Raw genomic sequence first — 13079 nt, 5'->3', positions numbered from 1 at the left:
AGAAGGAGTTCGTCTGATGCCTGTCGTGATGTCCGCCGACGCCCGTCAAGTCCGTACGCCCAACGGCCTGATGACCACGCTCGCCTCGCCCACCCAGGGCAGGGCCGGGCAGGTCATGTGGCGGGTGGACGCCAACCCCGGCATGGAGGGTCCGGTGCACGCCGCCGACCGCGAGCTGGTGTGGACCTGGCTGGCCGGCGGCGCGGTCGTCGAGCTGGGCGGCGAGCGGTTCGAGGTCGGGCCGGGCGACACCATGGTCCTGCCGGCCGACGTGAGCCGGCAGATGTTCGCCGACCCCGAGCACGGGTTCGTCTCGATCGTGGTCGCGCCGCCGGGAGTGGAGGTCTACAACCCCAGCGGCGAGTCCGCGCCCGACGCCTGCGACCTGGCGCCGAAGGGCACGGACCGCACCGTGCCCCCGTGGATGGCCTAGCGGGCGCTCAGGAGTGCGGCAGCCGGTACGTGCCGTCGTCGAGCACCTCGGCCAGGCCGTCGGCGACCAGGCCGTCGAGGGCGCGTTCGCGCTGGGTCGAGTCGTCCCACACCACGTCGAGGGCCGCTTTCGGCACCGGGCCGTGCGCCGCGCGGAGCACCGCGAGCAGGCGGCCGCGGCACTGGCGGTCGGTGCCGGCGTACGTCTGGCCCTTGCGGGCGGGACCGGTGTGGGGTGGTTTGCCGGCCAGCCGCCACGCGCACAGGTCGGCGATCGGGCAGTCGGCGCAGCGCGGCGCGCGGGCCGTGCAGACGAGCGCGCCCAGCTCCATCACGGCCACGCCCCAGCGGGCCGCGCCCAGCTCGGGCAGCAGCGACTCGGCCAGCCGCCGCTCGGCCGCCGAGGTGGCCGTGGGCGGGTACTCCTCGGCCCGTACGGCCCGCGCGAACACCCGCCGCACGTTGGTGTCCAGGACGGCGTGCCGGCCGCCGTACGCGAAGCTGGCGACCGCGGCGGCGGTGTACTCCCCGATGCCGGGCAGGGCCAGCAGCGTCGCGTGGTCGGCGGGCACCTCGCCGCCGTGCTCGTCGGCGATGGCGCGGGCGCAGGCGTGCAGGCGCAGCGCCCGGCGCGGATAACCGAGCCGGCCCCAATGCCGGACGGCCTCGCCCGGCGGCTCGGCGGCCAGCGACTTGGGCGTGGGCCAGCGGGCCATCCACTCCAGCCACACCGGCAGGACGCGGACGACCGGGGTCTGCTGCAGCATGATCTCGCTGACCAGCACTCCCCACGGGGTCGCGTCGTCGGCGCGCCAGGGGAGGTCTCGGGCGTTGTCCTCGTACCACTCCAGAACGGGGGCGTGCAGGAGGTTCGGCTCAACCACGCGGTCAAGCGTATTCGTAGACGGGCTTGTTCGGCGTGTCGTCACTGTTGGTAGCCGATCAATTACCATGCTGTGCCTATGGATCCGGATTCGATGGGTGGCGACGGCGGTGACGTCTACTGGCGGCGTCGCATGAGCGTGCTGGTGGCCGTGCTCGTCGTGGTGGCCGTGGTGGCGTGGGCGTGCTCCAGTGGCGGCTCCGGGCCGGAACGCTCGTCCAGCGCGCAGAGCTCGCCGAGCGCGACGCCGGCCACCGATCCGCTGCTCGCGGGCCTGCGCACGCTCGCCATGGGGACGGCCAGCCCGTCGCCCACCCCCGCGCCCAAGGAGAGCCCGTCCGCCAAGCCGAGGCGGCCGGGGGAGCCGTGCCCGCAGGACAGCCTGGTGCTGAGCCTCCAGGGCGGCAAGGAGCCGATCTACACCGGCGCGTCGCGTCCGACCTTCATCGTCACGCTGGTCAACACCGGGCCGGTGATGTGCACGGCCGACGTCGGGCCGCGGGCCATGGAGATCCGCATCACCTCGGGCGCCGACCGCATCTGGTCCACCGCCGACTGCGTCAGCGGGGTGGGCACCGAGGTCAGGGAGCTGCAGCGCGGGATCCCGTACGTGCGCACCCTGGAGTGGGACCGGCGCCGGTCGAGCACCGACTGCCGGGCGACCCCGGCCGCCGCCCTGCCCGGCACGTACGTGGCCACCGCCCGCATGGGCGCGCTGCGCAGCGGCAAGGGCGTCTTCCACCTGCGGTGAGCGGTCCGGCCTCAGACGTAACGTTCGAGGATCGACGACTCCGCCAGGCGGGACAGGCCCTCGCGGACGCTGCGGGCGCGCGACTCCCCGACGCCGCCCACCTCCTGGAGGTCGTCGATGCTGGCGGCCAGCAGCTTCTGCAGGCCGCCGAAGTGGTTGACCAGGCGGTCGACCACCGTGGCGGGCAGCCGGGGCACCTTGGCCAGCAGCCGGAAGCCGCGCGGGCTCACCGGGCTGTCGAGCCGCTCGGCGCCGCCGTGGCCCAGCACGTGCGCCACGGCCGACAGGTCGAGCAGCTCGGCTCCGGACAGGTGGTCGAGGTCGTGCAGAGCCTCGGCCAGGCGCTTCTGGCGGCGGCTCGCGGGGGCCGGCAGGTAGTCGCGCACGACCAGCTCGCGTTCGGAGTCGACGCCCGCCACCAGCTCGTCGAGCTGCAACGACAGCAGCCGCCCGTCGGTGCCGAGCTCGACCACGTAGCCCTTGATCTCGTCGGAGATGCGCCGGACCATCTCCAGGCGCTGGGCCACCGCCGACACGTCGCGCACGGTGACGAGGTCTTCGATCTCCAGCGCCGACAGCGTGCCGGAGACCTCGTCGAGCCGGTGCTTGTAGCGCTCAAGGGTGGCCAGGGCCTGGTTGGCCTTGGACAGGATGGCCGCGGACTCCTCCAGCACGTAGCGGATGCCGTCGAGGTAAAGGGCGATGATCCGCATGGACTTGCTGATCGCGATGATGGGCAGGCCCGTCTGCCTGGCCACGCGCTGGGCGGTGCGGTGGCGGGTGCCCGACTCGTCGGTGGGGATCGCGGGGTCGGGGACGAGGTGCACGGCCGCGCGCACGATCTTCTGGTCGTTGCTCACCACGATCGCGCCGTCCATCTTGGCGAGCTCGCGCAGGCGGGTGGCCGAGAACTCGACGTCGAGCTCGAAGCCGCCGCTGCAGACCTCTTCGACGGTCCTGTTGTGGCCGAGCACGATCAGGCCGCCGGTCTGCCCGCGCAGGATGCGCTCCAGGCCGTCGCGCAGCGGAGTGCCCGGCGCCACGGCGGCCAAAGCGTCGCGACGGCGGTCGTCAAGACTCCTGTCCACCTGACCCCCGTGTCGATTGGTCACGCCCAGCTTAGCCGTGCTATGTGACGTGCGTGAGTGCGTCCCAGACGTTCTCGGCCTGGACGACCTCGAACCCGGGGGCGAACGCCACGGGCCCGACGGGCACCAGAGCCCGCTGCCCGTTGCGCTTCCCGCCGCCCGTCTCCAGGGATCCGGCGGGCACGAGCGCCCGCTTGAAGCCCAGCCTGGACGCCTCCGTCAGCCGCCTGCGCACGTCTTTGACCGGGCGCAACTCGCCCGCCAGGCCCACCTCGCCGAGCGCCACCAGACCGGGCGGCAGCGGCTTGTCGCCGGCGGCGCTCGCGACGGCGAGCATGACCGCCAGGTCGACGGCCGGATCGGCCAGCTTGATGCCGCCCACGGTGGCGGTGAACACGTCGCAGCCGCCGAGCCGGGCGTTGAGCCGGCGCTCCAGCACGGCGAGGATCATCTGGACGCGGTAGGTGTCGAGCCCCGAGGACGTGCGCCGCGGCTGCTGGGCCTCGGTGCGGGCCACCAGCGCCTGCACCTCGGCGGGCAGCGGACGGGTGCCCTCGACGGTGACCGTGACGCAGGTGCCGGCGACCGGCTCGCTGCGCCGGGAGACGAACAGCCCGCTCGGGTCGGTGATGCCCTCGATGCCGCGCTCGTGCAGGTCGAAGCAGCCGACCTCGTCGGTGGGGCCGAACCTGTTCTTGATCGCGCGGACCATGCGCAGCCGGGAGTGGCGGTCGCCCTCGAAGTTGAGCACGACGTCGACCAGGTGTTCGAGGGTGCGGGGGCCGGCGATCGAGCCCTCTTTGGTGACGTGACCCACGAGGACCGTGGCGAGGTTGCGCTCCTTGGCCATGCGCACCAGGTTGGCGGCCACCTCGCGCACCTGGGTCACGCCGCCCGGCACGCCGGTGGCCTGGGCGGAGCCGACCGTCTGGACCGAGTCGACCACCAGCAGGCTGGGCTCGACCTTGTCGACGTGGGTGATCAGCGCCGACAGCTCGGTCTCGGCGGCGAGGTAGAGGTTGTCCTGGATGGCGCCGATGCGGTCGGCCCGCAGGCGCACCTGGGCCGCCGACTCCTCGCCCGTCACGTAGAGGACGGTGGTGCGCTCGGCGATGCGGGCCGCGGCCTCCAGCAGCAGCGTGGACTTGCCGATGCCGGGCTCGCCGGCCAGCAGCACCACCGCGCCGGGTACCAGGCCGCCGCCGAGCACCCGGTCGAGCTCGCTCACCCCGGTGGTGCGGGCCGCGGCCACCTCGGCCTTGACCTGGCCGATGGGCAGCGCGGGCCCGGTGGTGGCGCCGCCCTGGACGACGTTGACCCCGGCGCGCGCGCCCTCCTCGTCGACAGTGCCCCACGCCTGGCACTCGCCGCACCTGCCGACCCACTTGCTGGTGCGCCAGCCGCACTCGGCACAGCGGTAACCGGGCTTCTGCGCTGTCTTGGCCATGTCGAGCAGGCTAGCGGCCCGTGCCGACAATCCTCGACTACCGCGTGAGGCCCAGTTCCTGCACCAGCAGGCGCTTGGGCCGCGCGCCGACGATCTGCCTGACGGGCTCGCCGTTCTCGAACAGCAGCAGCGTGGGCAGGCCCATCACGCCGTAGCGGGACATGATCTCGGGGTTCTCGTCGGTGTTGAGCTTGCCGATGGCCAGGCCGTGCTCGGCCTCGATCTCGTCGAGGACGGGGGCCACCATGCGGCACGGCGGGCACCACTCGGCCCAGAAGTCGACCAGCACCGGCTTGTCGCTCTTGAGTACCTGCTCCTCGAAGTTGTCGGTGGTCAACGTGATCATTTGTCTCCCCTTACGAAGCAGCCGGGACACGACTGGGCGAGCTGGGCGGCGACCTCGGCGCGGCGGGCGAGCAGCACCCGGATCTCCTCGTCGATCTGCATGATCTTGCGCTGGTAGACCTCGACGGACTCCTGGCAGGAACCGCCCGAGCTGTGGCCCGAGCGCAGGCAGTCGACGAAGGGACGGGTGTCCTCCAGCGTGAAGCCGACCGAGAGCAGCGACCGGATCTCGGCCACCAGCCTGACGTCCTCCTCGGCGTACTCGCGGTAGCCGTTGGGTCCGCGTCTGGCCGAGAGCAGGCCGTGCTCCTCGTAGTAGCGGAGTGAACGGGTGCTCACCCCGGTGCGTTCCGCCAGCTCCCCGATGCGCATGCCACCACGGTAAACGTTGACACCGACGTCAATGTCAAGCCGCGAGGGAGTGCCGGCGTCTGGAGGAGCGGCGGGAGCGCAGCGACCAGAGCGGGGGAAGGCGGCGGCGTTTGGCGACCGAGCCCGCCGAACGCAGTGAGGCCATGAGCAGGGAGTGAGGCCATGGACTCAGAAGTAGCGCCAGCGCAGGACGTTCGGGTAGAAGAGCTCCAGGCCGGGCGTCTCCGCGATGGCCTGCTCGGCCACCTCGGGGGCGAACTCGATGCGCAGCACGGCCTCCAGGTCGGCCCGGCGCTCGAAGGTCATCGTGAGGTCGAGCGGCCGCCGCTGCCAGCCCTGGCGGACCCAGAACGCCTCCACCTCGCGCGCCGAGTACGTCGGCACCGTGCGGGAGAACCAGCGGCCGAACGGGCCGCGGGTGGCGTCGAGGTCGATGACGAACGCGGCGCCGCCGCGGCGGACGACGCGGGACAGCTCGCGCAGGCCGGGCTCGCAGCCGGGGCCGAAGAAGTAGGCCCAGCGGGCCATGGCCACGTCGACGCTGGCGTCGGCCAGCGGGAGGTCCTGGGCGGCGGCGGCGTGCACCGAGACGTTGGACAGGTTCGCGCAGCGGCGGCGGGCCAGGCCGGCCAGGTCGCCGTGGGGCTCGACGCCGATCACGGAGGCCGCGTCGGCGGCCAGGACGGGCAGGTGGAAGCCGGTGCCGCAGCCGATGTCGAGCACGGTCGCGCCGGCCCAGGGACGCAGCTCGCGCATCGCGGCGTCGGCCGCGCCCTGGGGGTCCACGGCGCGGTTCTCCAGCTCGTAGACCTGGGGAGCGTTCCAGATGTTCGGGCTGGGGATCGCGCCTCTGGCTATCCGTGGCATGGCCCCAACCGTAGCGGGGTTCTGGGGAGCGTCTTTGGGGTGGGATGGGGGGTTGGGTAGGGCTATCTGGTGGGGCTCACGCGCCAGAGGCGCTTCTCCGGCTTAGGCTGGCAACGTGGCTGATGTCATCCGCGTGCCCAATGCGAAGATCGCATTGTCCACCGCCTCGGTATATCCAGAACGCACTCCCGACGCGTTCGAACTGGCCGCGCGCCTGGGCTACGACGGTGTCGAGATCATGGTCGGCGCCGATCCGGTGAGCCAGGACATCGACGTGATCGAGCGGCTGTCCGAGCACTATCAGGTGCCCGTCCTGGCGATCCACGCGCCCTGCCTGCTCGTGACGCAGCGGGTGTGGGGCAGAGACCCCTGGGCCAAGCTGGTCAGGGCGCAGAAGGCCGCTGAGCGCCTCGGCGCCTCGACCGTCGTGGTGCACCCGCCGTTCCGCTGGCAGCGCGACTACGCCCGCGACTTCGAGAACGGCCTGGCCCGCATGCGTGACGAGACCGATGTCACGTTCGCGGTCGAGAACATGTTCCCGCTGCGCGCCAGGGGCAACGACGTGGTGCCGTACTCGCCCGACTGGAACCCGATCGACTACGACTTCCCGCAGGTCACCCTCGACCTGTCGCACACCGCGGTGTCCGGCTCCGACGCCATGGAGATGGCCACCAAGCTCGGCGACCGGCTCGCCCACCTCCACCTGGCCGACGGCATGGGCGTGACCAACAAGGACGAGCACCTGGTCCCCGGCAGGGGCAACCAGCCGTGCGCCCAGATCCTGGAACGCCTGGCGAACTCCGGCTACGGCGGCCTGGTGGTGCTGGAGATCAACACCCGCAAGGCGGCCAGCCGCACCGAGCGCGTCGACGACCTGGCCGAGGCGCTCGCCTTCGCCCGTCTGCACCTGGCGGCGGCCCGATGAACGTGGGGCCGACCAGGAACGTGGGGCCGACCAGAGACCTCGCGCGGGTCTTCGACAGCGTGGCCGACGCCTACGACGCGGGCCGCCCGTCCTATCCCGACGAGATGTACCGCGTGCTCACCGAGGTGACCGGGATCGAGCTCGACGGCGCCACCACGATCGACGTGGGCGCGGGCACGGGCATCCTGACGCACGCGCTGCGGGCCCGCGGCTCCCGGGTGATCGCGGTCGATCCGGGGGCGGAGATGCTGGCCCGGCTGGTCACGCGGATCGACGGCGAGCCGCCCGCGGTCGCCGCGGTGATCGCCGACGGCAACGCGCTGCCGCTGGCCGACGGGGTGGCCGACCTGGTGACGTACGCCCAGTCGTGGCACTGGCTCGATCCGGTCGTCTCGATCGCCGAGGCCAGGCGGGTGCTGCGCCCCGGCGGCGCGATCGCGGGCTGCTGGAACCTGCACCACGCGGCGCAGGCCGAGTGGCTGGCCGCCTACGAGGCGCGGCTGGCCGAGGCGGTGCCCACGTACTGGGGGCCGGCGGTCGAGGAGTGGTCGGTGCCGCCGATCGCCGCGGCCTTCGAGGTGGTCCAGGAGCGCTGGATCCCGTGGACGCGGCTGGTCGGCATCGAGGACTTCCTGCTCGACCTGCGCTCCCACTCGTACATGGCGGCGCTGTCGCCGGAGGCGGCCGACGAGCTGGTCGGGCGGCAGCGCGGGGAGCTCAGGAAGGCTTTCCCGGAGGGCGTGCTGTCGGTGCCGATGCGGGTGTACCTGGCGGTGGGCCGGTGACCGGCGGGGCGCGGCCATGAGCAACGTACGACGCCGGCCCGGCCGCAGGCCCGGGTCGGCCGACACGCGCGGCGAGATCCTGACGGCGGCGCGGCGGGTGTTCGCCGAGAAGGGCTTCGACAAGGCCACCGTGCGCGGGATCGCGCGGGAGGCCAAGGTCGACCCGGCTCTGGTCCACCACTACTTCGAGACCAAGGAGGGCATGTTCGCGGCGGCCATGCAGTTGCCGATCACCCCCGACGAGGTCGTCCCGCTGTTGCTGGACGGCCCGCGCGAGGAGATCGGCGAGCGGCTGGTGCGGATGATCCTGCGGGTGACCGCCGAGCCGGCGACCCGCGAGCCGATGATCGCCCTGATGCGCTCGGCGCTCACGAACGAGCAGGCGGCGGCGATGTTCCGCGAGTTCATCACCAACGCGCTGCTCTTCCAGGTGGCCGACCGCCTTGGTGTTCCGCACCTACGCATCGAGGCGGCTTTTGGCCAGATGTACGGCGTGATCATGGGCCGCTACGTGATCCAATTGGAGCCGCTGGCCAGCGCCGATCCGGAGGAACTGGTCGAGCTGATCGCGCCGACCATACAGAGGTACTTCACGGCGTAGAGCATTGTTCTGTATAGGGCACTGACCATAGGGTATGGATGTCATCCCGGGAAGTTACTGGCCGGTAAGCTTCCTGGAAACACGTGTCCGTATGCTGGCAGCCATCGTCGTCTGTGGGAGGACCCCGTGCTCTGGGTAGCGATCATCGGGCTGGTCATGACCGTCCTGGCGGTGGCCGTCGCCGGCCGCAGGGTGTTGTTCCTGTTCAAGCTGGCGACCTCCGGGCCACCCGCGCCCGAACGCGTCGAGTACGCCAAGGAGCACGCCGCCGACGAGCTCAAGGCCCAGCTCGTCGAGGTCTTCGGCCAGAAGAAGCTGCTGAAGTGGACGCCGTCCGGCACGGCCCACTTCTTCGTCATGTGGGCGTTCTTCATTCTGCTGACCGTCTACATCGAGGCGTACGGCGCGATCATCCAGGGCGCGATCACCGGCGAGCCCGACTTCCACATCCCGCTCATCGGCACCTGGGGCGTGCTCGGCTTCCTCCAGGACTTCATCGCGGTCGCGTGTCTGCTCGGCCTGGTCGCCTTCGCGATCATCCGGGTCAAGAACTCGCCCAAGACGCTGGGCCGCAAGTCGCGTTTCTCCGGCTCGCACCTCGGCGGCGCGTGGCTCGTCCTGTTCATGATCTTCAACATCATCTGGACGCTGTTCCTGGCCCGCGGCGCCTCGGCGGCCAACGGCAACTTCCCCTACTCCTCCGGCGCGTTCGTCTCCCTGGCGCTCGGCGACGCGCTGCCGGCCAGCCCGCTGCTGGAGGAGATCGCGCTGCTCCTGCACATCGGCTTCATGCTGGTGTTCCTGGTCATCGTGGTGAACTCCAAGCACCTGCACATCTTCACCGCGCCGCTCAACGTGCTGTTCTCCCGGCGTCCCAACGGGCTCGGCGCCGCGTCGGAGCTGCGCGTCGACGGCAAGCTCGTCGACTTCGAGGACGAGGAGCTCGACGCCGAGCGCCTGGGCCGCGGCAAGATCGGCGACACCACCTGGAAGGGCTTCCTCGACTTCTACTCCTGCACCGAGTGCGGCCGCTGCCAGTCGCAGTGCCCGGCCTGGAACACCGACAAGCCGCTCTCGCCGAAGATGCTCATCCTCGACCAGCGCGACCACGCCTTCAAGGTGGCCCCGTACCTGATGGCCGCGAGCACCGAGCACGCCGACACCGACGTGCTCGCGCTGCTGGAGAAGCCGCTCGTCGGCGAGGACGGCGTCATCCACCCCGACGTGCTGTGGTCGTGCACCAACTGCGGCGCCTGCGTCGAGCAGTGCCCGGTGGACATCGAGCACATCGACCACATCCTCGACATGCGCCGCTACCAGGTCATGGTGGAGTCGTCGTTCCCGTCCGAGGCGGGGGTGATGGTGAAGAACCTGGAGAACAAGGGCAACCCGTGGGGCATGTCCGAGATGAAGCGGGCCGACTGGATCGAGGAGCTCGACTTCGAGGTCGAGCTGGTCGAGGAGAAGATGCCCGAGGACGCCGAGTACCTGTTCTGGGTGGGCTGCGCCGGCGCCCTTGAGGACCGCGCCAAGAAGACCACCAAGGCGGTCGCCGAGCTGCTGCACATCGCGGGCGTGAAGTTCGCGGTGCTCGGCCCGATGGAGGCGTGCACCGGCGACCCGGCCCGCCGCCTGGGCATGGAGTACCTGTTCAACATGCTCGCCCAGCAGAACATCGAGACGCTCAACGAGGCCGGCGTCAAGAAGATCGTCGCGACCTGCCCCCACTGCTTCAACACGCTGGCCAACGAGTACCCGCAGCTCGGCGGCACCTACGAGGTCGTGCACCACACGCAGCTGCTGTCGAAACTGGTGGACGAGGGCCTGCTCACCCCGGTCACGCCGATCGAGGAGAAGATCACCTACCACGACCCGTGCTTCCTCGGCCGCCACAACAAGGTCTACTCCCAGCCCCGCGACATCATGTCGAAGGTGCCCGGCGTCCAGACCCAGGAGATGCACCGCCACAAGGACCGCGGCTTCTGCTGCGGCGCGGGCGGCGCGCGCATGTGGATGGAGGAGCGCATCGGCAAGCGCATCAACACCGAGCGGGTCGACGAGGCGCTCACCACGAATCCCGACACCGTCTCGACCGCGTGCCCGTTCTGCATGGTGATGCTCGGCGACGCGATCAACGAGAAGAAGAACAACGGCGAGGCCAAGGAATCGCTGGAAGTCGTGGACGTCGCGCAGCTGTTGATCAAATCGGTCAAGGGCGCTTCCTGACCACGAAAAGTCGGACTCCTCTACAGGCTCTGTAGAGGAGTTCCGCACGTCACGGGCCTCCTCGCTGGAAATCTCCCATCCACATAACGGGAAAATCACGGTAACCTCAACGTCGCATGGCCTTATTCGACGGGGAGGGGGCTAGTGATGCGCGTCGTGGTCACGGACGCCGAAGTCACCCTGGCCGACGTGCTCTCCCTGCGACTCGCCATCGATGAGCCCCTGCGTGACGGCACCGAGCTCGTGCTGCGCCATCGCGCCACGGGGGTCGAGCGCGACGTGCGCCTGGGCCGCACCGGAAGCCGGACGCGGGAGGCCACGCTGGCCGTCTCGCTGGCGCCGCTGGAGCTGACCGCCGGCCGCTGGGACGCCTACCTGCGGCACGAGGGCAGCCGCAGCAGGCTGCGCAGCGTCGACCCGGGGTTCTCGCTCGACCACCTCGACGCGTACGCGCTGTGCCGGCGGACGCTGGCCTACCGGTCGTACCGGACGCGGAACGGGTTTCTGGCCCTGAAGATAGCCGACGCCGCGCCGGTGGCCGAGGTGCGGGCGATCTGGTTCAGGGAGGGCCGGTTCGAGGTGACGGGGCTGCTGGCGTACACCGGGCTGGAGGACGACGACGCGCGCCGCGAGGCCACGCTCACCCTCGACCGCAGGCCGACCAGGGAACGGGTGTCGGCCAACGCCACCGTCCAGGGGGTGCGCTTCCACGCGGCGGTGTCGCTGGTGAACGTGGTCGAGGCCGACCCCGACACGGCCGGCACCTGGGAGCCCGCGCTGGAGGTCGAGGGCGTGCCCACGCCGCTGCGGCTCGGCGCCTGGCTCGACGACGTCGACGGCAAACGAAGACGGCTGCACTATCCCTCGGCCGAGATCGACGGCGTGCCCGTCCGGCCCTGTTACACCGCCGACGACGAGCTGCGCATCGAGGTGGGCGGATGAAGGTCAGCCTGGTCCTCGCCTCGGCGTACGGCATGCGCGGCGACGTGCGCGCGACGCTCAACCTCGCCACCGCCCTGTCCGAGCGGCACGAGGTCGAGGTCATCAGCGTCCGGCGGCAGAAGGAGAAGCCGTTCTTCCCCGTCGGCTCCAAGGTGGCCATGCGCAGCCTGGTCGACGCCCGTCCGGGGGTGCGCCACCTGCTGCCGCGCGGCCAGATGCGCACCGAGATGGCGCTCTGGCGGCTGCTGCGCGGGCTCAGGTCCGACGTGCTGATCACCACCCGGCCGGGCATCGGCGTCCAGGTGGCGCGGCATGCTCCACGTGAAACCATCAAGATCGCCAGGGAGTGGGGGCGGCCCGCCGTCCCCGGGCCGGTGCAGCGGCTCTATCCGCGCCTCGACGCCGTCGTGACGGCCACGGAGTCGGCCCAGGAGGAGTGGGGCAGGCTGCTCGGCGACGGGTCCGCCGTCCACTCCGTGCCGGACGCGCTGCCGGGCGGCCCGTGGCCGCGGTCGCGGATGGACAACCGGATCGTGGCGGCCGGGGGCCGGTGGGTGTCGGTCAAGGCGTACGACCGGCTGATCAGGGCGTTCGCGATCGTGGCGGACAAGCGTCCCGACTGGCGGCTGCGGCTCTACGGCGGCGGCCCGGAGGAGCGGCGGCTGCGGTCGCTGGTGAACGAGCTCGACCTGCACAACCACGTCTACTTCATGGGCGTCACGCCCGACCTGGCGGGGGAGTTCGCCAAGGCGTCGATCGTGGCCAACCCCTCCCGCAGCGAAGACCTGGGCATGACCGTGCTGGAGGCCATGGGGTGCGGGGTGCCGGTGGTGGCCTTCGAGGGCGCCCGGGGGCCCAGGGAGTTCGTGGCGACCGGCTACAACGGCGTGCTGGTGCCCGAGAGCGAGAGCGAGGCGCAGCACTTCGCGGGCGCGCTGCTCGCGCTCATCGACGACGAGCGCCGCCGGCGCTCGCTCGCGGCCGGAGCCCTCGACACCGCCGTCCGTCATTCGGCCGAGGAAGTCGCCGAACAGTGGGAGAAGCTGCTGTCAGATCTCCGCTAGCTCATACGGGTTACGGGTACCGTAGAAGCATGCATGGGTACAGCGGAGACAAGCAGGCATATCTGACGCGCCTCCGGCGAATCGAGGGCCAGATCAGGGGCCTGCAGCGCATGGTCGACGACGATGCCTACTGCATCGACGTGCTCACCCAGGTCTCCGCGGCCACGCGGGCCCTTCAGGCCGTGGCGCTCGGGCTGCTGGAGGAGCACATCTCCCACTGCGTCGCCGACGCGATCAACACGGGCGGCCCGGAGGCCGAGGCGAAGGTGAAGGAGGCGTCGGCCGCCATCGCCCGCCTGGTCAAGTCGTAGGGGGTCGCCTCCTCCATACGTAGGAGAGGCACACCCTCGA

15 protein-coding genes are annotated in these 13079 nt (G+C 71.1%); 9 read left to right on the top strand and 6 right to left on the bottom strand.

Going from position 1 to position 13079, the window contains the following annotated elements:
* The first annotated feature begins 16 nt into the window (after nucleotides 1-16).
* Nucleotides 17-433, top strand: coding sequence for a cupin (locus AB0J71_RS05455; protein ID WP_352325875.1), 417 nt, complete (start codon nucleotides 17-19; stop codon nucleotides 431-433).
* 7 nt (nucleotides 434-440) lie between these two features.
* Here the strand turns inward: AB0J71_RS05455 and AB0J71_RS05450 are convergent, their stop codons facing one another.
* On the bottom strand, nucleotides 441-1316 hold the full coding sequence (locus AB0J71_RS05450; protein ID WP_352325876.1) for an A/G-specific adenine glycosylase: 876 nt from the start codon (nucleotides 1314-1316) through the stop codon (nucleotides 441-443).
* 78 nt (nucleotides 1317-1394) lie between these two features.
* Between AB0J71_RS05450 and AB0J71_RS05445 the strand changes: the two genes are divergently transcribed.
* A complete protein-coding gene (locus AB0J71_RS05445; protein ID WP_352325878.1) occupies nucleotides 1395-2066 on the top strand; it encodes a hypothetical protein in 672 nt (223 codons plus the stop codon).
* Nucleotides 2067-2077: 11 nt separating this feature from the next.
* Here AB0J71_RS05445 and disA read toward each other — a convergent pair whose 3' ends face one another.
* The 5 genes from disA to AB0J71_RS05420 form a co-directional block, all read right to left on the bottom strand.
* A complete protein-coding gene (disA, locus tag AB0J71_RS05440) occupies nucleotides 2078-3154 on the bottom strand; it encodes a DNA integrity scanning diadenylate cyclase DisA (protein WP_352325879.1) in 1077 nt (358 codons plus the stop codon).
* A gap of 40 nt (nucleotides 3155-3194) precedes the next feature.
* Nucleotides 3195-4601 (bottom strand): DNA repair protein RadA, encoded by a 1407-nt coding sequence (gene radA, locus AB0J71_RS05435; protein WP_352325881.1) that lies wholly within the window; start codon nucleotides 4599-4601, stop codon nucleotides 3195-3197.
* A gap of 37 nt (nucleotides 4602-4638) precedes the next feature.
* Complete coding sequence (trxA, locus tag AB0J71_RS05430) at nucleotides 4639-4947, bottom strand: thioredoxin (RefSeq protein WP_352325882.1); 309 nt, start codon at nucleotides 4945-4947, stop codon at nucleotides 4639-4641.
* The gene (locus AB0J71_RS05425; protein ID WP_352325883.1) at nucleotides 4944-5318 is read right to left on the bottom strand and encodes a MerR family transcriptional regulator; all 375 of its coding nucleotides are present in this window, start codon (nucleotides 5316-5318) and stop codon (nucleotides 4944-4946) included. The genes trxA and AB0J71_RS05425 overlap by 4 nt, the downstream gene beginning before the upstream one ends.
* Nucleotides 5319-5486: 168 nt before the next feature.
* Nucleotides 5487-6185 carry a class I SAM-dependent methyltransferase gene (locus tag AB0J71_RS05420; RefSeq protein WP_364412923.1) on the bottom strand — a complete coding sequence of 233 codons (699 nt, stop codon included), beginning with the start codon at nucleotides 6183-6185 and terminating at the stop codon, nucleotides 5487-5489.
* Nucleotides 6186-6300: 115 nt separating this feature from the next.
* Here AB0J71_RS05420 and AB0J71_RS05415 point away from each other — a divergent pair, with 115 nt between their 5' ends.
* The 7 genes from AB0J71_RS05415 to AB0J71_RS05385 all read left to right on the top strand — a co-directional run bounded on the left by AB0J71_RS05415 (nucleotide 6301) and on the right by AB0J71_RS05385 (nucleotide 13039).
* On the top strand, nucleotides 6301-7110 hold the full coding sequence (locus AB0J71_RS05415; protein ID WP_352327383.1) for a sugar phosphate isomerase/epimerase: 810 nt from the start codon (nucleotides 6301-6303) through the stop codon (nucleotides 7108-7110).
* Nucleotides 7107-7895 carry a class I SAM-dependent methyltransferase gene (locus AB0J71_RS05410; RefSeq protein ID WP_352327382.1) on the top strand — a complete coding sequence of 263 codons (789 nt, stop codon included), beginning with the start codon at nucleotides 7107-7109 and terminating at the stop codon, nucleotides 7893-7895. The genes AB0J71_RS05415 and AB0J71_RS05410 overlap by 4 nt, the downstream gene beginning before the upstream one ends.
* A 16-nt stretch (nucleotides 7896-7911) precedes the next feature.
* Complete coding sequence (locus AB0J71_RS05405) at nucleotides 7912-8496, top strand: TetR family transcriptional regulator (protein WP_352327381.1); 585 nt, start codon at nucleotides 7912-7914, stop codon at nucleotides 8494-8496.
* Between the two features lie 126 nt (nucleotides 8497-8622).
* Nucleotides 8623-10722 carry a (Fe-S)-binding protein gene (locus AB0J71_RS05400; protein ID WP_352327380.1) on the top strand — a complete coding sequence of 700 codons (2100 nt, stop codon included), beginning with the start codon at nucleotides 8623-8625 and terminating at the stop codon, nucleotides 10720-10722.
* A gap of 147 nt (nucleotides 10723-10869) precedes the next feature.
* Nucleotides 10870-11664, top strand: a complete 795-nt coding sequence (locus AB0J71_RS05395) for a hypothetical protein (protein WP_352327379.1) — start codon at nucleotides 10870-10872, stop codon at nucleotides 11662-11664.
* Entirely contained in the window at nucleotides 11661-12728 is a 1068-nt protein-coding gene (locus AB0J71_RS05390; protein WP_352327378.1) for a glycosyltransferase, read from the top strand. The genes AB0J71_RS05395 and AB0J71_RS05390 overlap by 4 nt, the downstream gene beginning before the upstream one ends.
* Nucleotides 12729-12757: 29 nt before the next feature.
* Nucleotides 12758-13039, top strand: a complete 282-nt coding sequence (locus AB0J71_RS05385) for a metal-sensitive transcriptional regulator (protein WP_352327377.1) — start codon at nucleotides 12758-12760, stop codon at nucleotides 13037-13039.
* The last annotated feature ends 40 nt before the right edge of the window (nucleotides 13040-13079 follow it).

Origin of the sequence: Nonomuraea sp. NPDC049637, from assembly GCF_040675235.1 — a bacterium.
Taxonomy (GTDB): Bacteria; Actinomycetota; Actinomycetes; order Streptosporangiales; family Streptosporangiaceae; genus Nonomuraea.
The sequence above is the reverse complement of the archived record's forward strand: the minus strand, read 5'-3'. Positions and strand labels throughout refer to the sequence as shown.